Consider the following 24,320-nt stretch of genomic DNA (forward strand, 5'->3'; position numbering starts at 1 on the left):
TACGAATCACCGCATTTGTACTGTTTCAAGGATGGATTACGGCGCTATGGCGCGAGCTACCATGCAAGGCAAAGCGACGCTCGACGCACGATTCAAGTTTGCTGATACCGCGTTTTCGAGCGGCACCGAAGGTTGGAATTCTCAACTTCGTTTTGCCACCGGCATCGCCGACGGCGAGGACTATCTTCTTCGTCTGTTCAAGAAGACCGGAACCCCGCTGGACGAGGACCTGAAGCGGCTCATCACGCACGGCCTCAGGCGTGTCCGGCGTGTTCTGTCGTCACGCCGTGCGCGCCAGTTATTGGTCGAGGTTCTTGAGATCGTCGAGGACCAGGAAGAGATCGGTATCTTAATGGTTGATCCTGGCAGTCCGATCTGCGGGTCATTGCACAGGGTTCGAGCGCGAGAAGGCCGGCTGCTTACGACGACCGGCCGCAAGATGTTTTGGCGCAATATCTTGCGCGTAGCTGAAGGACTTGCACTTTGTCATGATGCGGGCATCGTGCACGGCGCTGTCAGCGAACATACGATCTTTTCGCATAGCGATGAAAAAGAGGATTTCCGACTCGGCGGCTACGAAGCGTGCGTACACATTGCCGACGGCGATGTGGGCGGCGCGGGACATCTGCTGCGGCCCTCCGGCACCGTCTCGTTTCGCCGGGACTGGAGTGATCTTGGGCAGGCAGCGTCGCGGATCCTCGGCCTGACCGAGGACGGCGGCGGTCCTTCCCTGCTGTCGATCGAGCGACGCATGCTTAATCGTCTTGCCGATCCGCCACGCTACCAGCTTTTCGACGGAAGTATCGTGCTAAACGAGATCGCCGAGGTCGTGGCCGATCTTGACCGGTCGGGGTCAAGCGGCGAAGGCGAGCTAATTCTCTACCCTTCCACCCAGGTTACCCAAAGCGACCTTGCATCGCTTACATCGGGCACCATCCCGGCTGACGATAGGGATGCGGTCCTCCGTTTTGTCGAAGAGGATCTCAGCGGACCAACGGTACGCACTGTTGTCGTAGATGAGGCCTTCGTGCGTATCGTCACCGACCTTGCCGCGTATGGCGTGAAAGTCATCGATGACTATGTCGGCATGATCGAGAACGCCAACAAGAGGCGGCCTGACGACTACATCTATGATGCCGTCGAGGTTCGCCACCGGATTCATCTTGCGCGAACTCGGAGAAGCGCCGAAGAGCGAGTACGCAGGCTTGGCCCTGGCGCCAAACCGTGGATTGACGCGAGTGTCACAACAGGAGTGAGCCGATCAGTCGAAGAGATTCCCACTTGGTACGCCCTCATTCTTCTCGAAGCCTTTACTTGGCTGCGGGAGCAATTCCGAATCTATCCCGTCGAAGTGCTTCACCCGCCGTCCGGCGGGGATTCAGATTTGGCCTGGATCGCCTCCCGCGAAGATCCCGACCGGGACATGCGACGCAAGCTGATGGGACTGCGCCCGGCATACGACGCCTTGGCGCGCGAATTGAAGTACGACGACGGCAAACCAAATTGGACTCTTTCACGCAGCGACGCGCTCGCCGGCGATCGGGAGCGATTTCCGGAACTCAGTTATGAGGGAACGGGCGGTGTCGTCGACGGCCGCCTACCGTTCACGTTCGCGACAAGCGAAGCTGTTGTACCGGGGCAGCTTCTTTTTCTTCGTCCTCGAAGAGATGGTGGATTTGAACGCGCAATTCGCCGCCGCCTTCAAAATATTGTGGCGGCCCGGACGAATATTGAACTCTTGAGAGCGATTGACGATCCGGCGCAGGTCGCGCTGGACGAAGTATTACGTGATATTGCGACCCCGAATGCGGTGCCGCCGGACGAGATGGACGGTTCGAAAAAGGTGGCATGGGACGCAATCGTATCAGGCAAGTCCATCAATGTCGTTGTTGGCCCTCCTGGCGTCGGCAAGACGTTCCTAATTTCGAATCTTGTCAAAAGCATTCTGGACAAAACACCGGACGCAAGGCTTCTAGTGTCGGCGCAAAACCACGAGACCTTGATTCAAATGGAGGACGAACTCAAGGCGACACTGGCGAGCGGCACGAAGATCGTCGTTCGTGTCGAGCGGACACGATCGACCGATGAAGTCAGCTCCTTGCGTGCGAGCTCCGTTGATCTTCTTAGGTCCGTTTCGACGGTCGACCACGCCGCTGAAAGCATGATGGTCAACCAACGCTATCAAATCAAGCAGGCGCTCCGGCCCGTTGATGCGTCGGAAGCGACGGTTGCGGAACGCGTATTTCGCGATACCGACAATCTGCTGCTGCGCTCTTCCGATGTCACGCTTGCCACGACATCGTCGCACATCATCGAGGAGATGATTGCCGATGGCGATCAATTCGACTGGGTCATCGTCGAAGAAGCGGCCCGCGCCAACGGTGCGGAACTGATCGGCGCGCTATTGCTGGGCAACAGAAGAATCATGGTTGGCGATCACAACCAACTCTCTCCATTCGATGCCGCCCAGCGGCAACAATTCTACGATCCCGAGCGCGCAGTTGATCTGCTGCGGGACGCGAAGGAGCGGCTTGAAACCATCTCCGATCTACCGCCGGAAGTTACTGAGGCGCTTGATACAGTTAAGTCGAGCGAACATCTGATGAGGGAGGCTCTCGCAACAGCGGCGCGTCTTGAAGAACCGTTTCGATCAATAGCTGAGCGCGAAATTGAGCGCGAAAAGGACACGGGGCGTCCGAGCACGATCGTCAACACGCTGCTGGAACAGAGCCGCATGCACCCCGCCATCGGCGATCTCGTCTCGAATACTTTTTATGACAGAAAGCTCGCTCCCTCCGACCGCGTCAAGCGTCGCACGCTAACGGTCACGTCCACGGTCGCGTACCTCACCTCTCCAATCGTTCTTCTCGATTTTCCGCCCCTCAGCATGTCAAAACGGCGACATTTCGAACACAAAGTGGAGCGATCATTCCGCAACGAGCTTGAGGCGCAGGCCTTGATAGCGGCCTTGAAAGGGTTGCGGCCGATAGTTGGCGCGGACGGCCGCCGACCGACCCTCGTGATCATCTCGCCCTACGCGGCGCAGGTGAGATGGTTCAAGCGCTTACTGCGCGGCCAAGTCAGGAAAGACAAGACCTTGTTCGGCTTCGCGAGCCCGCGCAGTAATGGTGAGTTCGTCTTTACCAGCGATAGCTTCCAAGGTGGCGAAGCCGATGTCGTGGCCGCCAGCCTTACGCGCAACAATGTCATGGTGGGATCGCGCGCGCTCGGATTCGTCAAAAGCCCACAGCGCATGAATGTGCTGCTCAGCCGCGCCAAGCAAAAGCTGATTCTTGCCACAAGCCAGCGCTTCATTCGCGAAGTGGTCGAAGGAATCGATCCGGATGCAAAAAAGGACGATCTTGAATTCCTACGAAAGATGCTGAAGGAGCTCGCGACCCTCGCCGGGACCGATTACGAGCTCGTCAGGAAGGATGCTCCTAGCATTAAGGTGAAAGGCGCATCCATCGTCGCGATCGACGAGAACGGGAGGCTTCCGGCGTGAAAATCTACCTTCCCGCTTGGCACTATCGCGCGCGCGCCATCGTTCAACGCACATGGGGATGGAGTCCAATCGAAGAAATGATCCTGCTCGCGCTCGATCGCACCCCAGAAACGATCGAAGAGGTGGCAACGTCGCTCGGGATTCCAAGCCAGGTCGCGGGCTCGACCATCGCGCGGTTGATGCAGTTCGGCCTGGTCGAGCTTCGCCTGGCTCCTGTCCCTCAATTGGCGACAAGCGGCGTCGGTCAAGACTTCATCCGGTTGGGTGGCGCCTTGCCGGAGCGAACTGAAGATCGGGAGATTCACATCAGTCTAGTGCTGGAGAAGGTCGGACACTCGGTCTTTCGCAACCGCGACGTCGAGACCGCTCCACTCTATCGGATGACCCATACAGATCACAAGGTCAACTTTCCTCCGGGCCCAGATGAGACCGATGACACAATGGCGGTCCGCGTAACGCAGCTCGTCGCCGGCATGCTCCGTCCCGGCGAATGGCTGCGCGGCGTTCAAACGATCAACTCCGTTCTCGAAAGAAAATATCTCGCGATCGAACTGAACGACGTCAAGAACGGATTGCTCCCTGAGGGGGCCAGCCAGGACTTGATCGGCGCTCTTCAAGCAACAATCAGGACTGGTATTCTGCCGGAAGCTAGCGATCCGCAGCCAAGCCGGTCAGTGACCGTCGATACGATGATTGGCACCGATCAATTGATCGTCGGCGGCGAACAGCATCTCGAATGCTTCGAACGCATCGTGGGTCAGGCCGAGGAAGACGTTTTCGTACTTTCGACTTTTGTGACGCCTCACGGCGAAAAATACACGGAGCAACATGAACGCATTCGAAAAGCTCTTGAACAGGCTGCGCAGCGTGGCGTGCGCTGCCACTTGTTCTACGGTACTGCGCTAGACACCGACAGAAAGAACGCGATCGCGATGCAGGAGCTCAATATGCGGCTCTCGTCGGTCCGTCGCGCGCGTGGCTTTGTGTTCACGCAGCGCGATTCTGTTCGAAGCCATGTGAAATGCCTTGCCGCGGATGACGGCCACGGCGGCGCTGTCGTCGTGCTCGGCTCCTCCAATTGGCTGTCGTCGCCCTTTTCTGCCTTGGAGGTGTCTGTCGAGCTGACAGAGAACCGCGCGGCCGCGGCGGGCCTGGATCTTTTGCGTTCTATCGTGTCACCTCTTTCAAGCGCCAGCCGTTCGATTGAGACGCTCCAATTCATAGCATCGGATTTAAGGCGCTCGCGGAGCGCCTTAACATCTAGCGCCGATGCTGGAGGGAGTATTCCAGTTCGGATGAGCATTCTCCAGGCTGACGATCATGAGCGATTGATTCGGAGGGTTGCTCACGAAGCCGAAGAGCGATTTGTCTGCTGTACCAACAAGGTCGGAGCTCCCATGGTGCCGGCGATCTTTAACCCCGCCGAAATCGCAGGACGCCGACTCGACGACGTCCGTGTTTACTACTCGCGCCAGACCGGGCCGATCAAACGGCGGCACGTCAAGGCCCACCGCGAACGGCTACATGGTGTAGTCGATCTGATCGCCGTGGAGGATCCGCAAGTCCATGCAAAGTTTCTTTTGTGGGACAGAGATCACGTCGTGGTGAGCACGATGAATTGGGGCTCTCAGTCGGGTTCACCGGATAATCCTCTCGACGAGATCGGCCTCCATTTGGAAGGGCCTGGCATAGCCGAGTTCCTCCTAATGAAGTTCGAGAGTCAACTCGACGATTAGTATCTGACACGTATTTTGGGCTGCGTCCAAATTGTCAACGCGCTGCGCGCCAATTGCGCTGAAATTGCTGAGTTCTTTGTTCAAGGTGGAAAGAGAACCTTTCGCCATCTATCATCAGGCGCAGCCAAAACGCCTGATAAATACAAAGCAGACCGAGCTCGCCGATTTTCCTACAGACTACGACGAAGATCGGTATGACCCCCAAAAATCTGCCGTCGTGAAAGCCACGCCGTCATAACGCAACCCGTTTGCAGTGCTTAGCCGGGTGGGCAGCCCCGATCGGGAGCGTCCAAAAGACCGCCTCACGAATTTTACCGTGGCGTTCTAGTCGTGACCCACCGAATGACGCCATCCGTCATGTAAACCACGGCGCCCCGAGGTGCTCCTGTGGCACGAAGATAGTCGCTCAGCTGAGCGGCATGATCGCGCCTATCCTGCTCGCTGGGCGCGACATCGCTCTTCCAATCCAGGACAACGGCAGGCTGACCATCTTGAACAGCGATGGCATCTATCCGCCCAGCCAGCGCAGTCGCCGCGGGTGAAGCCGAGAGCATCGCATAAATTGGCCACTCCGGAGCGAGGCTTGGCCTGAGTGCGGCGATTTCGGGCAGTGCAAGGGTGCGCGCGACGGTCACCGCTATTTCCTCTGGGTCCGGAAGCTTCGCTCCGTTGTCAGCATCAATTATAAGCTGCGTCATCAGCACTCGCGCACGTGCAGCGACGACCGGCATCTCCTCGGCCAGTTCGCCGGTAAGCATCTCCTCCATCAGCTTGTGGAGAATAAGGCCCCGCACGCGGCCGGCGCCGACCGGCAATTCGGTTTCTGGGGCTTCGCCAGGCTCCATCGCGATCGCCTCACCTCTTGGCGCTCGATCAGGATCGTGATCGCTTGGCCGCAGCCACTGGAGCGGCATCGCCGCGGCGGCGATCGCGGCACGCTCTGCCCCGAACAGCTCCGGCGTCTGCGTATTCGGAGGCGCGACGTCGGTCACGCGGGCGACCGGCGTCAAGTGCGACAGGACAAGCTGCGGCAAGTCCCGATGCGCAAGATCAACGATCCGTGCCCAGGACCGCTGCTCAGCCTGAGGCAATTCCGGAACGATCAGAAGTTCGCGGGCGCGCGTGCAGGCGACATACCAGAGGCGCTCCCGCTCGCGGGCCAAGCTATCGTCTTCAGACTCGAGTGCGCGAAGCAGTTCCGGCGGAACCACGTCGCCAATCAGCCAATGCAGTGTTTCGTCGTCGGCGCGGTAGACGAATGCCTCGCGCGAGCGCAGCAAGGTGCCGGTGTTGATCGGAATTACCACCGGCCATTCGAGACCCTTAGCGCTGTGGATCGTGATGATTTCGATCGCATCGCCTTCCGCATCAACTCGTCCCTCATTGTGGGGCACGCCGTCGCGCCATTCCCGGGCGAGATCCCGAACGAACTTCCTGAGGCCTCGCACACCGTAAGGCCGCGCACGTTCCAGGAACGCTTCGAGATTGGCGGCCGCGCGCGCACTACGATCACCCTCGCGCGCGGCGAGGGTTGCACGGACCGCGAGGCGTTCGATCGCTTCGGCCAAGAGCAGCGCAGGCGTGGTCGCCCGCACGCGTTTTCTGAGGTCTTGTAGGATCGCGAGCGTGCGACGTGCCAGAGGATGGGCGACATGATCGACATCGGTCAGCACCGAGAAGCGCTGGGGCGCTTCGGCGCGATCGAGATGCGGCGGAAGACCCACGGTGATGTCGAGTAGCTCCTCCTCAGTAAGCCCGACCAGTGGGCCACGCAGCAGCGCGCCGAAGGCCAATGTGTCGCCAGCGTCGGCGAGTACGCGAGCTAGCGCGAGCAGGTCCTGCACTTCTTGCCGGCGGAACAAACTCTTGCCGGCCTGCGAGGCGATCGGCAGCCCGCGCTGCTCGAGCGCGCGCTCATAACGCCAAAGCTCGGCGCCAGTTGGCGCAAGCAGGGCGATGCCGCCGGCAGTGAGCGGTACGATTGCGCCGTCCTCGTCGCGGATAGGGAGATTGCCGATAAGGCGGGTGCAGAGATCGGCAACGGCTTCGGCCTCCGCGTCGCGGATTTGAGCGGGCCGAGAATCAGGCGGCACATCCACTGTGATTCGCGCCGCGCAGGGCAGATCATGATCGGGGTCGCCGAGCGTCGACGTGAGCGGCACGTAACCGGGCTGGCCTTCTCCCGACAACGGGCGCGCGAAGCAGCGGTTGATGTGCCTAAGGATGTCGGGACGCGAACGAAAATTGGCGGTGACCTGAACGATATTTTCCGGCAATTGCCGCTCAACAGCGGCGCGCGCCTGCGAGTATGAGCCGATATCGGCGCCTCGGAAGCGATAGATTGCCTGCTTCGGGTCACCGACCATGAATAAAGCCCCGGCACGCAGCACGCTGTCCTGCCAGCGTCCGGCGCGATCCTTCCCCGCGATCCCGAAGAGGATCTCTGTCTGAACAGGGTCGGTGTCCTGAAATTCGTCGACGAAGATGTGGCGATAGCGTTCTCCAAGCGCGCGGCGCACGTCGTCATGCTGGCGCACCAGCGCACGCGCCTTCTCGAGCAAGTCGTCGAAGTCCAAGACTGCAGCGGCCCGTTTGAAGGCGGCGTAGTCATCGAGTACTTCGTCGAGCTCGGCCGCAAGCTGGGCGACAAGCGCGGTCGCGAACCGACCAAGAACGGTCCGGTAGCAGCGATTGACCCGCTCAAAGCATGCGGTCGCCTCTTCATTGAGGAGCGCGCCTCGCTCTTTGCCCGCGACACGCTCCCAAGCTGATTTCCGTCTCGGCGTGAGAAGATCGAAACTGTGTCGGCGCATGCACGCGAGCTGTGGCGGATGGGCGAGACGCCAGAGCGTGGCAAAATCCGGTGGAGGGTCGAAACTACCGGCGTAGAAGTTGGCGAGCGTCTCAAGCTCTCCGACCAATTCTAGGGTCTTGGGCTCGACCGGCTGCGACGAAATCCAGCGTCGGAAGTCCGCGACGGCGTCGACCAGGTCGATGTCGGGCCGACCGCCGAGCTCGGCGGGCAGAGCGCGTGCGCCGCGATATCTGAGACGGAAGCGTGCGAGTTCCTGAAGAGTATCGACGATGCGACGCGGATCATCGCGCGAGAGTGTCGCGATGGCATCGCCTGGCCGCTCGGGCGCATTCAATCGCCGTTTCAGCCACTGCTCGAAGACGGAATCGAAGGCCGCCGCCGCCTGAACGGCGTCAAGAATGCGCGCGCCCGGATCAATGTCGGCCTCAACCGCATAGCTGGAGATGATCGTCTGGCAAAATGCGTGAATGGTGGCGGTTGTCAGTTCGTCGAGCTTCGCCGCTGCACCGGAAAGTGCGCGTCGTTGGTCCACGTTTAGTCCGTTGGGCAGAGCAAGCCGCAAAGGTTGAGGCACACGTCCCGCAAGCAGCTCCTCGACATAGCGTTGCACGCGCGTCGCCAGCCCGCTCGCGGCAAGCTCTGTGAAAGTGATCGCGGCGATCGCGCCGGGCTCGGTGCCACGCGCGAGCAGCATGGTCAGGCGTCCGGCCATTAGCGCCGTTTTGCCGGTGCCGGCGGCGGCCTCGACGAGCAACGTGGCGTCGAGATCAGTCAGGATGCGAAGCCGTGCGGGATCGTCGGCGAGTGTCATCGGCAGCCCCACACTCGTGCAAACCCTCCGAAAGCGCGCATGAACGCGCCGTTCTTGAGCTGAAGATAGGCTGCTGGCGACGACGGCAGGGCTATGCGGAAGTCATTGTGCTCTTCCTGAGCGTCGGGGCCAGGCAGGGCATGGCCACCGCGCAGGAGGGTGATGGCCGCCGTGACATGCCCGCCGAGTTCGGCGATCGCCTGGTCGACGTCCGGTAGGCGATAGGGCCTCGGCTCTTTGTTGCCGAGAAAGACGAGGCGCGCGATCACGCGCGGATTGTCGGGGAGCAACTGACTGGCCGCGACCGAATAGATGACGCGCTGAAGCTCCGCACCGCGGCCAAGCACGATCTCCTCCGCTCGGCGCGGTTCTACGCCGGTCTTATAGTCCGACACGCGCACGCCGCGACGGTCGCCGGTGAGATCGAGCCGATCGATATTGCCTCGGATGCGCACCTGGGTACCGGGAATCGTAACAAGGGAATCGGGGCGCCAGGGTAGATCGTGTGCCATCGCACCATCGCCAGCTTGACTGAAAGCAAGCTCCGTCCAGCTTCGCGTACCGGGTTGGAACGTCTCGTCAAGCGTCAGTGCCTTGAGGGCGAGCTGAGCTGCGGCAGCGGGCGTGTGTTCCCAGAGCAACGCCCGCGCCGCTGATCGCTTGAGTGGCCAATGCGTGCGGACCGTCTCCGTCGAGGTCGCGAGCGCAGCTTCGATTTCCTCCCGGGACGCACGCGCATAGCCCGGCACAGGTTCGAGCGCATCAACCGTGCGCTTCAGCAACTCATGGACCAGCTCACCATAAGAGCGTGCGTCCAGCGTGAGGGGCTGATCGTCTTCTGGGACCGCGCGCCAGCCCAGCGCGTAGCGCCAGACGAAGGCGAGCGGATCGCGCAACATCAGCCGCAAGGAGGTGGCGGACTGGACATCACCGATTGCGCGGACGATTTGGGGATGGTCTGCGCGAACCTGGCCATCGTGGGCGGTGACGATCGGGCGCCGCCAGTTGCGCCAGCAGAGATTGGCTGCGGTGAGCGCCGGCGATGTCGCCGCTTCGTCCGGCCGTGCAAGAAGACGATCGGCCTCGCTGAATGCATGCTGCGGAATGCGCGCCCGCTTCAGGATCTGCAAAGATGCGCTCTGCGGGATCAGCGGGCTGGCGGACAACTGCCCACCTTGAGCGTTACGCCGGCTTCGCGAGAGAACGCAGCCGCGCGCCGCCTGACTGGTGATGACGGCAAAGGCGCGTCGATCTTGCTCGGCGACGGGATCAGGGTCAAGCACAGAGCGCGGCAGGATGTGGGCCGGTATCAGTGGGTCCTCGGCCGTGCGGCGCGGCCAAGAGCGCGATGTCATGCCGAGCAGGCGCACCCAGGGACGCGGCGCACCTGCAAGGTGGCTCGCCGGGCACCAGACAGCGCTCGCGCCTGGATCGCGTCCATCGGGCAGCCGCAAGTCCTCTAGTGAGAATTCGAGCCCTTCGGCCGGCGCGCGTCGAAGCGCCTCGGTCCAGAGCGCACGGGCCGCTGTGCCCAATAGCATCGCGCCGGCCTGCGCAGCCGCCTCGGGGCCACTCGCAAGCAGCCGCAGAATGGGCATCACGACCGGTCTTGGATCGCCTGCGTCGGCGCGGCGGCCGGTCGCCTCGTCAAGCGCGCGCTGCCACTGATCAATCTCGAACAGCGCCGCACCAGGCTGGAGGCCGAGCGACCAGTCCGCAGGCAAGTCGGCCAAGGCACGGCTTCGACCCGCGGCATGGCCGAACAGTCGCCGGAGGCGATCCTGGCCAAGCCCGTTGAGCAGGACGTCGGCAAGTGCGGCGCACGCTTGTCCCTCGCGCGATGCGAGGACCGGCACGCCGTGCGAGAAATGGAGTGGGAGATCCGCGTCCGCGACGAGAACCAGGAAGTGCTCGTCCCAGTCCTCGGTGGCCGTGGCACAGATCGCGATCTCATCGGGTCGCGCGCGGCCAGAGGCAATGAGTTCACGCATCCAACGTAGCGCTTCGACTGCTTCGGCGCGCGGGTTCGCGCAGGAAACTAAGGATATGTCCGCAGCCATCTCGCGGTCGCTGGTAATTAACTGGCCCGGAAACCAGTTCGCATCGGAGGTTCCAGGATTGCGCCAAGCGAGTGGGACCGTCTTCGCGAGCGTCGCAAGAAGCGGACGCCAGACCGATGCAATCTCACTGAGCTGATCGATATCGATTGACCCGAGCGCTGCAGCCGCATGGGCCGCGTGCGCAATTGCGGCATCGCGCAAGTCGCGCGGTGTCAGAACCCCTGCTGGGAGGTTGGCGCGAACGCGGCGCTCGACCTCCGCAAGCTCGGCAAGCCGAGCATTGTGGCTAGCGAGCCCCTCAAGATCGAGGTCGGCTTGCCAAACCTTTGCGAGCGTGCGGGCGATTGACCGTGTCGTGCCCGGAAGCTGACGGATACCTTCGAGCTCCGTCAAGCCGCCGGCGGCGAGTGCAGCGCGAATGGCTGGGTCGAGGTCCTGGGATCGCGCCGGTCGGTTAAAGCCTCCGGCGAGACGTGCAGCAAGCAGTGGAAGTGTGAAAATCTGCAGCCCAGAATCCGCTCGCTGTGCGGCAGCGATCCGCGCTGTACGGAATGCAAGCGGCCCTTCGACAACTATCGATCGTCGACTCATTTCCCCTCAGCCGCGACGCTATCATCGCCATGTTCGAAAGTTGCCGGCGTAATGCGAACCTGAGCCGCTCGCCCCTCCTCATGGAACCACAAATCTCTAATTCTCGCGTCATCGCTTGCAGGCAAAGGATTTGCGTCGCGCACGCGAAAGGTCGTGGGAAGGTTCACGGAGGTGCCGAAGACCAGCGCATGCTGCTTCGGAAGCGACGGGAGCCGCTTCAGGACCGCCTCGGAGATGAACGGGGTCATCTGCCGTATATGAGCAAGGTCGTCGGGATTCTGGATTCGATGGATGACGAAATTCGAGCACTGCGAAAGAATGGTCTTCGAGAGTTCACTGGGCCTCTGCGAAGCGGCGAGAATGAACAGCCCGTACTTTCGCCCTTCCTTGGCAATCCGCTCGTAAACTCTGCTGGCGTCTATGGCATAGCGGGATGGCTTCTCCGCGATGTATCGATGCGCTTCCTCAAGAAGCAGATGGATCGGAAACCGATTGCGTGGATCTGCTTGTCGGAGCAGCCGAAAGGCCATTCTAGCGAGCACTGACGCTACGAGCTCGACAACCTCATCCTCCACCGCATTCATGTCGATGATGACGATCTGGTTGCGTTTGACCCAACCCGCTCCGTCGCGTGCCAAACCGAGGAGCTGCTCAAGGAAGTTTTCGAGCGACGGCCCAGCTTGGCTTCCTTGAAGGTCGTAGCGCAGGAACGCATATTCAGGTCGCTCCTCGAGCGACTTAAAACGCGTCAGCATCTGCGAGCAGTAATCTCGGATCTGACGGTTACCGTGAGCCTCCTCGTATAGGATCGCCAGATCGAGCGCCTCTCCCAACGCGGAAAACTCAAAGGGAAGGTTGGCATATGCCGGGAATTTCAAACCTTCGATGATAAATCCGCCGCCATTGGCGTTTCCCAACAAATAGGTTGTTAAACCGGCAGGGTTGGCCATCTGGCCGAAGCCGATTTTGATGAATGGCGCGATCTTTTGATTGTTGATCTCCGGCGTGTTGAATCTTTGCAGCAGACCGACCATGCGATCGTGTTTTGACGGACTGCCTGTGTCGTCACGAAGAATTTGGCTCAGGCAGGTTGCCAGAATGTGGTTCTTGATCCCCTTCAGCTCCGCCGCGCTGCCCGCTGAGAACAATGTTGCCAGCCCGAGCGCCATGCGCAGTATCGGTAGTTGGGTGCGCTCGCTGGCCTGCAGAAGCAGCTCCCACTCTGACTGCTCCAGAAACCAATGGGGCAGACGAAAACGCTCCGTGCGTGCGGTGCCGTCCAGAATGACATGGTCCACGCCGATCTGCTTGCGCTTTGCGAGCGGCGACAGCGCCTTCGCATATTCTCCATTGACGTCGAATACGACGAACGTGGCACCGCGAGCATGGTGTTCTTCCGCCTTTTCGAACAAGGATTGGAGGACCGATGCGACCGTGCAGGACTTCCCGCTCCCTGTGTTTCCCAGGACGGCAGTGTGTCCGCCGAAGAAATCATCGATCCTGACCTTAACGTCGTAACCCTCGAATATGACGGACCGGCCGATCGTCAATGCGCGATAGCGGGTGGCATCAGGTGGCGTGGGTGGAACATTGTCGATCGGGGGTGTAGGCTCCGAAGGATGATCGGTTTCGAAGACTCGATCCAGTTCAGCGTCCAGCGCATACAGTGCGTCGCCGTAGAGTGACGGGAACACGGAGACGCCGAAGCGAAACCTTTCGCGCCGATCTTGAGGCAGCATCCCGACGGGAACGACATCGAGGTACTTCGCCGAAGAAGCCTTATCCAGCTCCCCTTCACTGCGACTAACATGACCAACGTCGCGCTCACGCAGGCCGACGACCTCGACAACCACGTACTCGGTTTGCACCGCGACCATCAGGAACGATCCGAGCCTGGCGACATAGTGAACGTCGTCGAATCCGACGACGGTGAAGTTGTCGGTGCCCGCATGCATCTCGATCACGAAACGGTCGGCCGCGACCGAGACCACCTTGCCGATTGCGCGCTTCCGATCGTCACGACTCATCGTCATCCTCCCCCTTCTGGGGAGCCGCGGCCTCCTTCTTCGGGGCCATCGCCTCGATCACCTTCCGAACGGCGTCATCAATGCGCTCGCTCGGGCGTTGCGGCATGAACTCTTCGATAATGGTGTCGAAGTAATGGGCTTTGCGTCCGGCGCTGCGTCCGGCACCCCCAATGATCCAAATTCGTGGATCATTTAGCGCGCGAAGCTTCGCAATCTCCCCGTCCAAATCTGGATCTACAAAGATCACGAGCCGGAACGTGGGAATCGTCAGGGCCTGATAGATGATATTGTTGATGTGCTCGTCGCCGAAGGCATACCCCATCGTAAATAGCACGCTCTGTTCGCGAACAATGCGTGACTGGAATTCCCGAAACAGATCGGCATAGGGAGACCCAAGGCTCGAATTCTGCTTGGCAGGCGTCGGATAGATCATCACCTTGCCCGGTTCTTTGGAGACGGCCGTTTCTCGGATCGGGAAAAGTCCGTGATCGTCCTCTGTCCAACTAATGGACCCATGAATCTTACACAGATAGACAAAGCCATCGACCGCAGACCACTTGCGGCTGGTGACATCGAGCTGTTCAGCGAGGGCGTACCGAAACGTCGCTGGATTGAACCGCCGTTCGACAACGCCGGAGAAGCCGTTCGTGTATGGCAGGCCGAGCCTATCCATTGCGGTCTCGTTGAAGAGATCGTAGTTCGTGGTGAACACCCAAGGACGCGGAAGAGATCGGTCGCGCAGCACAAGCTTGCGATAGAAGGATTCATAAAGGCCAACGACGGTATGGTCGCCATTCGCGAAGGCGCCGTTCGTGCATTTGGCCCAAAGAAATGTTTGAACCTTCTTGATGATCGATTCGACAGTCTTGAGTCTTGTGGCGGCATCACTCAGCGAACTGCGCACTAAGACGAAGCGCAGGCTGAAAAGAAGCTCCATCAGCCGCTCTAGGTTGCGCGCATACTCCGCGGCACCGAGGTCGATTCCAAACTGCTTCAACAGAGCATCACGTTCGTCGGCTGTCGGGAACGATTGATCCCCTTCCTTCGGTGCCGCCGTGAATTCCTTCGCGAGGGGCGCCATCGTTGGGATGCCGACCTCCTTGTCATTAGCCCACGACGAAGAACAGCCAGCTCCCAGGAGGAACGCCACATTTTTGGCATTCAGTGACTCAGCCAACGCCTTTCTGACAATATCCGCCCCATCAGGCCAATCATAATCAGCCTTCTCACCCTCGACGCCGCGAATAAACTTGAATGTGAGCTTCGATGGCTCCGTCTTGTCTGCATCCGCCACCGCATTCCCCCCAAATCTCTATTTCGCCGCCTCGTTTGCCCGGCGCGCGACATCTGCACTCCGCGCCATGAGGACCTCGAAGGTTTCAGCATCTTCCAACAGCAGACCGTCCTCGACCATGCGACCATAATCTTCTTCCAGCGCCTTCGCGGCATCACCGCCAGGCACGAGCTGCAAACCGCCATTCACGGCAGCCGCATAATCGATCGGACTTCGATCGGCCGCCCTCTCAACGAAGAACATGCCCTTGTGGCGCGCGACCGCGTTCGCCAGCTCCCTATCGGCGAAAGCCGCATCCGCCAGGCCGGCGTCATCCAGACGCGCTATGTCATGCCAGTGGCGTGCGAAGCGATCACCGCGCAGCCGCTGCTGGAGGCAGAAGACGTGGACAGCCGTCGCCTTCTCCCAGAAGGTCCGCTCGGCGTGCATCACGCGCGGCCGCGCTGTTGGGAACGTTACGCCTTCAACCAGGCCGGATGCATCGCATTTGATGTCGCGGAGGCTCGCCGGCTCGCCCGTTGATCGCGCCCCGAACTCCAGCATCACACTCGGTGCGACGTAGCCCGAGCCAGCGGTGGTCGCCTCGTAGTCGACAAACAGCTTCTCGCCTTCCACGCGGACGGCAGCCGCCAACGTCGCGGCAGCCAACGCGTCCGCGACGACCGGCTGCGCGGTGCCCGCCACCCAATCCGGCAAGCGCTTGCGCACCTCGCTCGACCAGCGCTTCTCCTCGCTACGTGTTTTCGGCAACGCCTCGCCGTTGCCGTCCACCAGGTCGGGCGCGATCGCCCGGATGTCGTAGGTCAGGTCGACGTCCTCGGAAAACCGCCGGATGACCCCATAGGCCTTCGACAGTGACGTGCCGCCCTTGAACACCAGATGCTCGCCGAGCGCCGACCCGTAGAGCGTGGCGAGCGCCCAAACCACCCACACATCCTTCTCGAGAAGGTGCGCCGGTCGTCCCGACTGATCGGCCGCGACGCTTAGCGCCTCGCGGCGGTCAGCGACCGGAAGGTGGAGAAAGGCGTCAGCCATGCGCCGCCTTTCCTACGCTGCGCGCGAGCCAGGTCGGAAGCTGCGGCGCTGCCGCGACCAGTTCGCTGAAAGTGGACGGCGAGAGCTTCCGCTTCAACGTTTTCAAGGCGGCTTCCGCTTTCTCCGGCCCAAGCCAGGCCAACGCCCGCACCGCCTCGCCAGCCGGCTTATGAGCCAGGGCGAGTTGCCAGCGCGGAGCATGACGAAGTTCGACAACCTGTTTGCCGAGATTCATCGTTCGGCTGCGGCCGGAGGTTAGATAGACCGACCGAACCGGCACCTGGGTCGTCAGGCCGAGAGTGTTGGCCGCCGCCGCCCCGCTCGGGACGATGACTTCGCCGCGCTGGTTGGCGAGCGCCTCGACCGCTTGCTGGACGGAGGGGGCCCTCGTTCCGAACCGGCTCGTGATGGGACGGAGATAGACGCCGCGACCGGCCCGGATCAGTTGGCCCCGCTCAGTCAGACGCGACAAAGCCTGATCCACCGCGGCGCGATTACCGAGGTGAAGCAAGCTCTTAGCCGCCACGGGCGTACCTTCCGGCAACCCTTCGGCATGCGCGAGAATCTGTTCGGTTAACCGTTGCATGGCCGTTCTCCTGTCAGAAATATACGCGGTTTTCTGACAGTTTTCAAGCCAGCGGACTTGCTGGGGAGCCGTCTATTTCGGCTAGATCAAGGGCGAACCCCTGTCGAGTAGACCATCCAGGAAATCCTCCCGCGAGCTGATCGGCCCCGCGAGCGTCGCAAGGATCAACGCCTCGACGATCTGGCGGGCCAACGACCGCGCCATCACCCGCTCTTTCGTCGAGATGGCGGTCATGGCTCGGCCGTGCAGGAATGCGCTTCGCACGTTGAAGAGCTGCTCATACTGATCGGCGAAGCGTCGATCGCCCAGCAGGCCGGCCACCCGTCCCCGAATTCTATTCGTGGCGCGCATCCCTTTGTGGCGGTCAGGCGCGATGCGAAAATTCTTCTGATAGTCCGCGCGCAAGCCGAGCGCCGCCTCGATCGTCGTGATGTGCGCAAGGAATTCATCCACGCCCTCGGCCAGGAACGCGCGGACGAGGAAGTGAGGGATCGGCGTCTCAAACAAAACCGATTGCTTCGCCTGCTCGACGGTCGTCCATCGGCTCTGGTCCCACACCGTCAGCTCGGTCTTTGCATCCTCTTCTAGGTGCAGCTCGACCGGGCGCTCTTCCTCGTATGTCCCGCCATAGCCATCGTCGTAGACCCGGTCCTCCCAGCTCAACGTGTCGGGGGACGGCGGCGAACTGGGACGAACGAAGATGTCGCTGTCGATCGTGTAGACCCATGGCACACGGAAGCCCCGCCAATCGACTTCCTGCATGGTCGACCAGCTCTCCCAGGGGGCCAGCAGGAGGAAGAACAGCGCTTCTTCCAAGGCAGTCGGGAACCGCCCTTGATGCGGTTCGACCCGCCCCAGATCTAGGCTCAGGTCCATGAACAGGACCGGGACCGCGCGTTCCTCCGGCTCCTGCTCGAGCACCACGACCTCCTCAACGATCAGCCAGTGGAATTCGGCGAAGCGCTCGGCATCGAAGTCCTGACGCGGATAAAGCCGCCTCAGCCGGCGCGCATCGATCACGCCGCGCAGCTCGTCGGCGCTCAACCGGCACACCCTGGCCGGACCGAATGCGTGCGGCGGCAGGTCGGCGGCAAGATCGAGCGGCGCAAGGTGAATGCGCCTGGCCCGGGTAGCGCGCAGCGCCGCGTCCAATCCCTTCGCCGCTTCCTCCACAGGCATGGCAAGATGGGCCGTGTCCTTCTGCAGGTGACATGGAAGGCCCAACGCCCGCAATGCCGTCGAGAGCGCGAAGTTCGGCCCCTTCTTGCCGGCGTTTGGGTAGTCGTCGCGGCAGATCTCACGCAGCCGCATGAAGGCCGGGTGCGCAAGAATATTGTCGGGCCCGGGCGGTCGTATGCGCCACAGGTCCGTCATCGCCATCAGCATCGCCATTCTCGGACCCGTCTCGCTCATCAGGAGATCCGGAGCCGCCGCAAAAGCTTGCCGAGGACCGCCTCGTACTCCTCGGGCTTGGAGAAATCGGCGTAGAGCTTGCCTTTCAAGAACTCTGGCAGCTCACATTCCTCGTAGAGCAGCGGCAGCACGACCACCTCGCCGCTCGCGATCTCGCGGTTCATCGCCACGTCGAGCTCCTTCTTCACCCAAGGAGCGCCGATCGACTTTTTCGACAGGACGACGGCGATGTAGCGGCTGAGCTTCATCCCCTCTTCGATCTTGGCGATCAGCGAGTCCCCGATGTCGATTTCGGCCTCGTCCAGCCACACATGCTCTACGCCATGAGCGAGCAGATCCTTGCGAAGCTGGCGCACGAAGGGTTTGTCGACGCCAGTATGGCTCAGGAAGATGCCGTGATACTTCTCATGCGCCGGATCGGCCTTCTCCAACGCGAGGCTGTCGCGAACGAGCTGGTTCTGGGCTTCCTGCGACGTCGGCGGCGTCAGCAGCCAGCCCGTCGGGGTGCCGAGCATCAGCTGACCGCCGAGGCTGTAGCCCTCCGGCGTCGCGGCGATCGACCCATAGCCTTCGCCGGGATCGGATAGGCACAGCGTCCAGCCGCCGGTCCGCGACAGAACCTCGAAATAGCGCGCGAAGGGGCTGTCGAGATCGACCGGCCCCATCCTGCGCCCCTTCTTAATGAGAAGCTCCGAACGCTTTACGAAACTCGCCACTTTCGGCGCCACATATCCAAGATGGGTTTCGCGATAGCCGAAGAAGTTCACCCGCTTCGGCTCGGACAGGCACCAAACGACCGTCGCGCCACCCGCAATCGCGGCCTCCATCTCCTTGCGTCGGTCCTCGCCATCGAAGGCGGAGTCGAGGTCGTAGCGGTCATTCTGCCCCTTCAGCTTGCCCAGCTCGTAAAGTTCGTTCGAAAACTCTCCGGCCTTACCGAACAGAAAATGCGTGTAGCTCTCCGGATTGATGATGATCGTGTCGTATTCGTAGAGCGGATAGGCCGCCCGCTCTCGATCGACATCGGGCTGGCAGAGCCCGAGATTTTCGATCTCCACGCCATCGATCTTGTCGCCGGTGTAAGTCAGCCCGACAGTCAGCACCCGTTTCACGTGTCGTTCCTTTCCGCCGCCTGCTTGGCCGCCTCTCTAGCTTTCACTTCCAAAACCTCGCCGCGGCTGCCGACGAGCGCGATCTCGATGCCGGCCAAGGCGCACCGCGGCGCGAGCCGCTCGGCCAGGCGCAAGGTGCCGTCCGTCAGCGGAACCACGGCCACCTGACGCCCCTGCGATGGCGTGGCCATCAGCAGGCCTACGGTCTCGCAAAGACCCCGGTAGAGCCGCGACAACTGGCCTGGATGCCGCGCGTTGATAATGCCGCCCTTGCATTCGGCCGAGATGACGTGGTCGCCGATATTCGCGACGACATCACCGAGCCCGGACTTCGGGTTGACGGTGATCGTCTGGCCCGCCGGATTTCGATAGACTCCGCCATAGGCGGTGCTACCGACGCCGGAGACCTTGGTGAACGCTCGCCGCCCCAGCCAGCCCGCGAAATCGAACTGCTTTCCGTGCTCGCCGTCGGGATGGACACGGACGTCCCGTGCGCCCTGCGTGCGGAGCAAGTGCATCGCGTAGGCGACCATCACCGCGCCCTCATACAGATGATGTTCGTGGGCGCCGTCCGATTTTCCGGCGCGGTTCGGCGGCGGCTCGAGCGCCGTCACGAGATCCTCGAAATCCAATCCAGCCTCCCCGCGATATCTGCGGACGCGCAGCGCGCACCATTGACAGGAGCTTATAACCGGCCATATTTGCCCGGTAAAGGAAGGCCTGTCATGTTTACCTATAGCCCCGAAAAATTTGCGTCGCTCTACGCCTCCGAACTTGGCCAGCGCATCTGGGCCTTTCTCACGCGGCCCGAAAACGTCGCCCGCCTGGAGACCGCGTCCGAACTCGGCAAGCCCGCGGTCGAAGGCATCGAGGAGCAGCTCCTGGCGGAATTCCGCGAGGAGGTCTTGGCCGACCGCGTGAAGCAGATGGTCGGCCATATGGTGCGGCAGATCCTGGAGCAGCGAGATTGGGTGCTCGACCAGACCGATGTGAAAGTTCAGTCGGTGCCCTTCAGCAAGGCGGCACGCTATCGCCGGCCTGACTGGTTCACCTTTCACGCCTTCCGCAACAGCAGTGATCCGCGCGACGTCGTTATCACCGATCGCCGGCAAAATCCGACGCTGCCGAACGGCGCGCGCTGGACCTTCTACGCTACCTTCGCCAGCCCGCTAAAAGCGGCGGTGGCGTTCGGCGTCAACGACATCAAGCAGCTTCGTCAGCAGGTCCATTCGCACGGCTTCCACCGTGTTCGCATCGAGCGGATGCTGCGCCGGGCATGAGACGAGCAGATGATGACTGATCTATTCGATGTCGACGGCGCCAATCTCGATCGCGGGTTTGAAAACCTGAAAGCCGCCGAGCTTCCGATCGAGCAGCAGCTTCACGCCATGCTGCAAGAGATGTGGGGGCGTTACGAGCCTTATGCCGACCCCGACTTTCGGCAGGGTTTCGCACGCGATGTCGATGGCCGATTTTGGGAGATGTATCTGGGCTGCACGCTGCTCGAGGCGGGCCGCACCCTGCTTCCCGTCGTCGAGCGCCAGCGCGAAGGCGGTCAGCCGGACCTCTGCGTCCTGGAAGATGGCCGCCGAATCTGGATCGAGGCCATTACCCCAGATGAAGGCGCACCGGGTCCTGACCAGATCGTGCGTCCGGTCCCCCTCAACGAGGGCGGCGGCCTCTTCGCCGCACCGATCCGTCAGGCGCAGTTGCGCACGTCCGGGGCGTTCTGGACCAAGGCGCAGAGGATCGCGCGCTATCTCGAACAGGGTGTGATCGGCCCGGAAGACACGAGGATCATCGCGATCAGTGCGAGCCGCTTCGGCGTCTATGTCGCCGACCAGCCGTTGCCGCTGATCATGACCACGTTATTTCCGATCGGAGATGCCTACATCACCATCGATCGCGAGACCGGCAACGTCGTTGACGAAGGATTTCACCCGGCCCCCTTCATCGACCGCGAACGCAATCCGATCCCGCGCACGGCGTTTCTCGACGAGCGTTTCGCTGACATCTCAGGTGTGATCTGGTCGCGCGTTGGCCTCGGCAACCTCTCGCGTCGAAGCCGCCCGCTGACCTATGTCCACAACCCCTTGGCGCAGGTTCCGCTGGCGACAAGCTGGGGCGTCTGGGATCGCGAGTTCGTCATCACGCCGCGCGGCGACGAGTGGGAGGCCAACGACATTCTGGCGCAAGCCGCAGCGGAGGCATCATGACGATGCGCCCGAGTGCCCGCGTCTGGCGCCTTCCGTTCCGTGAGGTTGATCATGGCCGTCGGCGATGAGCAGCGACTGATCACGCCGATCAGCCAGCGGCAGTTTGAGCTCTATGCGCTGTCGCTCGAACGTGGGCCCAATTTTGATCCCGCGCAGATCTTCGGGAGCTATCAAGCCGGACACGGCAGCGCGAGCGGCTGCATCCTCCTCGATCCGGAGCGCGGGACCTTCACCGCCCTGGCCTTGCGCAGGCGTGTCGATCATCGCTGGGTCCGCGTCGATGAAGGCGGCCCCTATCCCACTCCCGAAGCCGCGCTGGATCAGCTCACCATCAGCATGCGCGCTGGCGAGCCGCCCGAGCCATTGCCGCCGGGCGCACGGCGACGGCCGCTTCTGCTGAAGACCGGATCGCGAGGCACATCGCCGGAGTTCGACCTGCTGACGAGCACGATCAGCCATTTCCCGGCGCTGATGGCGGTCGGCGAATGCTACCTCGCGCTTCCCAATCCGGATGCCAATTTCGTCCCCGATCTGCAGACCAGCAATTTCGCGTCCCGCCTCTTCGAACTCTATCTTCTTGCCTGCTTCCGCGAGCAAGGCCTGATCGTCCGGCAGAAGCATGTCTCACCGGACTTCCTGATCGAGAACGATGGCGCCGCCTGCTGGATCGAAGCCGTGACCGCGAATTCCGAGACGCCCCGCTCCGGCGGGATCGGGGACTGGGTGCATGCTCCGGTCGATCGAAATGAACGCTTAACCGGCGCGCCAGCTGAGCGCTTCGCCAAGACGCTGCGCGGCAAGCTTCAGCGCAACTATCATGAGCTGGATCATGTAAAGGGGATACCCTTCGCTCTGGCGATCGCTGACTTCTATGAATCCGGCTCGATGGTTTGGAGCCGCGAGGCTTTGCCGACCTATCTCTACGGCCTGCGGGCAGATGTCGAAGGCGAAGGCGCCGGGCGACGTGCGATCGGCACGCCGATCAACAATCTTACGGGCAGGCACGGCATTCCGGCCGGGCTATTCCGCGATCCCGACTTCGCTCACCTCTCTGCCGTCATCTTCAGCAACGCGGCGACGCTCGCCAAATTCAACCGCATGGGCTTTCTCGCTGGATGGCGGCCGCCGGGCCTCACGATGACCCGCCGCGGCATTCTCTTCGACCGAACGCCGGGCGCGCTGGAGCCCATTGATTTCGATCTGTCGGTCGACAGCGCCGAATACCAAGCGCTCTGGCCTTGGGGCGAAGCCTGGTGTCAGGAACTGGAGGTCTTTCACAACCCACAGGCGACGCACCCCATTCCCTTCGATCTCATACCCGGCGCGACCCATTGGTTCGAGCGCGGCGGCGACGTCGAGTGCAACACCATGTGGGCGAACTCGGTCATTTCATCGATCACTCATCTGCGCATGGCCGGCGCGCAAGGCGAAAGCGAGCGGCCATGATCTGCCCGCCATGCATGCGTCGCCGTCCTCGCCCATCAAAGGAGCATCGTTGAACATGGAAACGGAACCATCCGACCGGACCATCGTCCTCCATCTCCTGCGCGGGGCTGTACCCGAGCGCGCCGACGAGATCAGCGGCCTATGGAGCCAGTATGGTCATGGTGTGGAAGTCGCGCCGAGCACCAAGGGCGTGACGATGAAGGCCGATGACAAGCGCATCCAGTTCGACACCAAGACGATCGACTTTTTCTGGCTGCTCGGCTTCAGCGCATGGCGTGCCATCGAGGTGTATTCGCCGGCCCTGCTGGTGGCGACATGGACCGGAATGCCGCTTGATCAGGCCCTCAAGATCGATGCCGAACGGGGGCAATACGAATTCGATTACAAGCAGCGCGTCAGCACCGCTCAATCGCTCATCGCGGCCGAACAGACCGCACAGATTTCCTGGCCTGCGGACATCCCCGAGCCGACCGCTGACCGCGACAGCTTGGGAGATGTCCAGCACAAGACGATGTTCGACCTCGTCGCGTTTGCCCTGGCCTTCGCGCTGCTGCACGAATTCCGGCACGTCATGTATTGCGCCGACAAGAGCGCACCGTCGACACTGCCCGAGGAGGAAATCGGCTGCGATAACTGGGCCCGCGAGTTCATGACCAGCGGCCTCGCCGCCTATGCGAAGGAGCATAGGACAACTACGCTCAAGTCCAGCAGAAGCGCGCGATGGGAATAGCGCTCGCCGCCGTGATCATCCATGCGATGACGCCGACCCACGCGCATTGGGGCAATCGGCAGTATCCACCGATCGCCGAGCGGCTGACGGCGATGATCGGAGGCTACAATCTGCCGCCCGGCTCGTCCTTCTGGCCCTTCACGGCCTGCCTTTTGATCACGCTGATGAGGCAGGAGGGCCGGCCGCTCGACATCATCGCGTACTCAAATCAGGAAATGGTCGAGGCCCTGCTCGACCGGCTCCGTTGACGCTGCGGGGAGCGCGACGTGCCGGTCTATTTCATTGGCGAAGATGAAAACGGATGCTCCCCGATCAAGATCGGCGTGGCGAAGAACATCGAGGCGCGCCAGCGCAACCTCCACACGGGGAATCCTTTGGAGCTGCGACTGCTCGGGTGGATCGAAGCGACCGACGCCTTCCAGCTTGAACGAGAGCTGCACAAGCATTTTGGATCGACCCATGTGCGTGGAGAATGGTTCGACATCGAGCCGGGTGACATCCTGGCCATTCTCAAGCGCGCCGGCCGCGCTGGATTTGTCGCCAAGAACGCCGATGCTTTCCAGATCGTCGGTTATGATCGCGACGCCATTCCCGAATACCTCGGCGTGTGGGAATGGGCCGATCTGGAAATCGACGAATGCTGCCCGTTCTGCGGATGTCTATGCGGCATGCATTTTCAGGAAGCCTCGCAGATGTACTATTGCATCCGATGCGACACGCTGACCGACTTTTCCGAGCTCGATCCGCGTGAGTATCCGCCGGACGAGTGATGTCCTGAAAGGCGGAAAGATGCCAATCCTGAGAAGCTGAAACCCGGCTTTGCGCTTCTGAGGGGAACGCCATCCCCTGCGGCCGGCCTTCGTCTCAGCCGCCCCCTTTTGCGGGGAGCCCCCGCAACGCCCCCTTCAGAGTGAGAGTGCGGACGGATTTTCCGTGACGGGTT

General features: G+C 61.7%; 17 protein-coding genes. 8 read left to right on the forward strand and 9 right to left on the reverse strand.

The genetic code is table 11. The annotated features are described in order from the left end of the window. Window positions 1-61 precede the first annotated feature (61 nt). Both Q0239_RS07485 and Q0239_RS07490 read left to right on the forward strand, forming a co-directional pair. Complete coding sequence (locus Q0239_RS07485; RefSeq protein WP_006022639.1) at window positions 62-3,505, forward strand: DEAD/DEAH box helicase; 3,444 nt, start codon at window positions 62-64, stop codon at window positions 3,503-3,505. Further along, a complete protein-coding gene (locus tag Q0239_RS07490) occupies window positions 3,502-5,241 on the forward strand; it encodes a phospholipase D-like domain-containing protein (RefSeq protein WP_006022640.1) in 1,740 nt (579 codons plus the stop codon). The genes Q0239_RS07485 and Q0239_RS07490 overlap by 4 nt, the downstream gene beginning before the upstream one ends. Before the next feature lie 311 nt (window positions 5,242-5,552). Here Q0239_RS07490 and Q0239_RS07495 read toward each other — a convergent pair whose 3' ends face one another. The 9 genes from Q0239_RS07495 to Q0239_RS07535 all read right to left on the reverse strand — a co-directional run bounded on the left by Q0239_RS07495 (window position 5,553) and on the right by Q0239_RS07535 (window position 19,617). After that, window positions 5,553-8,867, reverse strand: coding sequence for a UvrD-helicase domain-containing protein (locus Q0239_RS07495; protein ID WP_006022641.1), 3,315 nt, complete (start codon window positions 8,865-8,867; stop codon window positions 5,553-5,555). Beyond that, window positions 8,864-11,518: a PD-(D/E)XK nuclease family protein gene (locus tag Q0239_RS07500; protein ID WP_298600632.1), complete on the reverse strand. Its 2,655-nt coding sequence runs from the start codon at window positions 11,516-11,518 to the stop codon at window positions 8,864-8,866. The genes Q0239_RS07495 and Q0239_RS07500 overlap by 4 nt, the downstream gene beginning before the upstream one ends. Then, a complete protein-coding gene (locus Q0239_RS07505; RefSeq protein ID WP_006022643.1) occupies window positions 11,515-13,545 on the reverse strand; it encodes an ATP-binding protein in 2,031 nt (676 codons plus the stop codon). The genes Q0239_RS07500 and Q0239_RS07505 overlap by 4 nt, the downstream gene beginning before the upstream one ends. Beyond that, window positions 13,535-14,839: an SIR2 family protein gene (locus Q0239_RS07510; protein WP_006022644.1), complete on the reverse strand. Its 1,305-nt coding sequence runs from the start codon at window positions 14,837-14,839 to the stop codon at window positions 13,535-13,537. Before Q0239_RS07510 ends, Q0239_RS07505 begins: the two co-directional genes overlap by 11 nt. A gap of 18 nt (window positions 14,840-14,857) precedes the next feature. Then, entirely contained in the window at window positions 14,858-15,874 is a 1,017-nt protein-coding gene (locus Q0239_RS07515) for a nucleotidyl transferase AbiEii/AbiGii toxin family protein (RefSeq protein ID WP_006022645.1), read from the reverse strand. Continuing rightward, a complete protein-coding gene (locus tag Q0239_RS07520) occupies window positions 15,867-16,460 on the reverse strand; it encodes an AbiEi antitoxin N-terminal domain-containing protein (protein WP_006022646.1) in 594 nt (197 codons plus the stop codon). The genes Q0239_RS07515 and Q0239_RS07520 overlap by 8 nt, the downstream gene beginning before the upstream one ends. Window positions 16,461-16,541: 81 nt before the next feature. Further along, window positions 16,542-17,852: a hypothetical protein gene (locus tag Q0239_RS07525; protein ID WP_249131583.1), complete on the reverse strand. Its 1,311-nt coding sequence runs from the start codon at window positions 17,850-17,852 to the stop codon at window positions 16,542-16,544. Between the two features lie 20 nt (window positions 17,853-17,872). Next, the gene (locus Q0239_RS07530; protein ID WP_006022648.1) at window positions 17,873-18,985 is read right to left on the reverse strand and encodes a toll/interleukin-1 receptor domain-containing protein; all 1,113 of its coding nucleotides are present in this window, start codon (window positions 18,983-18,985) and stop codon (window positions 17,873-17,875) included. Then, on the reverse strand, window positions 18,982-19,617 hold the full coding sequence (locus Q0239_RS07535; protein WP_006022649.1) for a hypothetical protein: 636 nt from the start codon (window positions 19,615-19,617) through the stop codon (window positions 18,982-18,984). The genes Q0239_RS07530 and Q0239_RS07535 overlap by 4 nt, the downstream gene beginning before the upstream one ends. A 93-nt stretch (window positions 19,618-19,710) precedes the next feature. Between Q0239_RS07535 and Q0239_RS07540 the strand changes: the two genes are divergently transcribed. Genes Q0239_RS07540 through Q0239_RS07565 form a run of 6 tightly spaced genes read left to right on the forward strand, consistent with a single transcriptional unit; the run spans window position 19,711 to window position 24,147 of the window. Next, entirely contained in the window at window positions 19,711-20,265 is a 555-nt protein-coding gene (locus tag Q0239_RS07540; RefSeq protein WP_006022650.1) for a hypothetical protein, read from the forward strand. Between the two features lie 9 nt (window positions 20,266-20,274). Beyond that, entirely contained in the window at window positions 20,275-21,201 is a 927-nt protein-coding gene (locus Q0239_RS07545; RefSeq protein WP_006022651.1) for a hypothetical protein, read from the forward strand. A gap of 51 nt (window positions 21,202-21,252) precedes the next feature. Next, complete coding sequence (locus Q0239_RS07550; protein ID WP_006022652.1) at window positions 21,253-22,647, forward strand: hypothetical protein; 1,395 nt, start codon at window positions 21,253-21,255, stop codon at window positions 22,645-22,647. A 49-nt stretch (window positions 22,648-22,696) separates the two neighbouring features. After that, window positions 22,697-23,377: a phage exclusion protein Lit family protein gene (locus tag Q0239_RS07555; protein WP_158267765.1), complete on the forward strand. Its 681-nt coding sequence runs from the start codon at window positions 22,697-22,699 to the stop codon at window positions 23,375-23,377. Beyond that, window positions 23,368-23,625 carry a hypothetical protein gene (locus Q0239_RS07560; RefSeq protein ID WP_006022654.1) on the forward strand — a complete coding sequence of 86 codons (258 nt, stop codon included), beginning with the start codon at window positions 23,368-23,370 and terminating at the stop codon, window positions 23,623-23,625. Before Q0239_RS07555 ends, Q0239_RS07560 begins: the two co-directional genes overlap by 10 nt. 18 nt (window positions 23,626-23,643) lie before the next feature. Continuing rightward, complete coding sequence (locus Q0239_RS07565; protein ID WP_006022655.1) at window positions 23,644-24,147, forward strand: GIY-YIG nuclease family protein; 504 nt, start codon at window positions 23,644-23,646, stop codon at window positions 24,145-24,147. The last annotated feature ends 173 nt before the right edge of the window (window positions 24,148-24,320 follow it).

The sequence above is a fragment of the uncultured Sphingorhabdus sp. genome (assembly GCF_937872355.1).
Lineage (GTDB): Bacteria > Pseudomonadota > Alphaproteobacteria > Sphingomonadales > Sphingomonadaceae > Sphingorhabdus_B.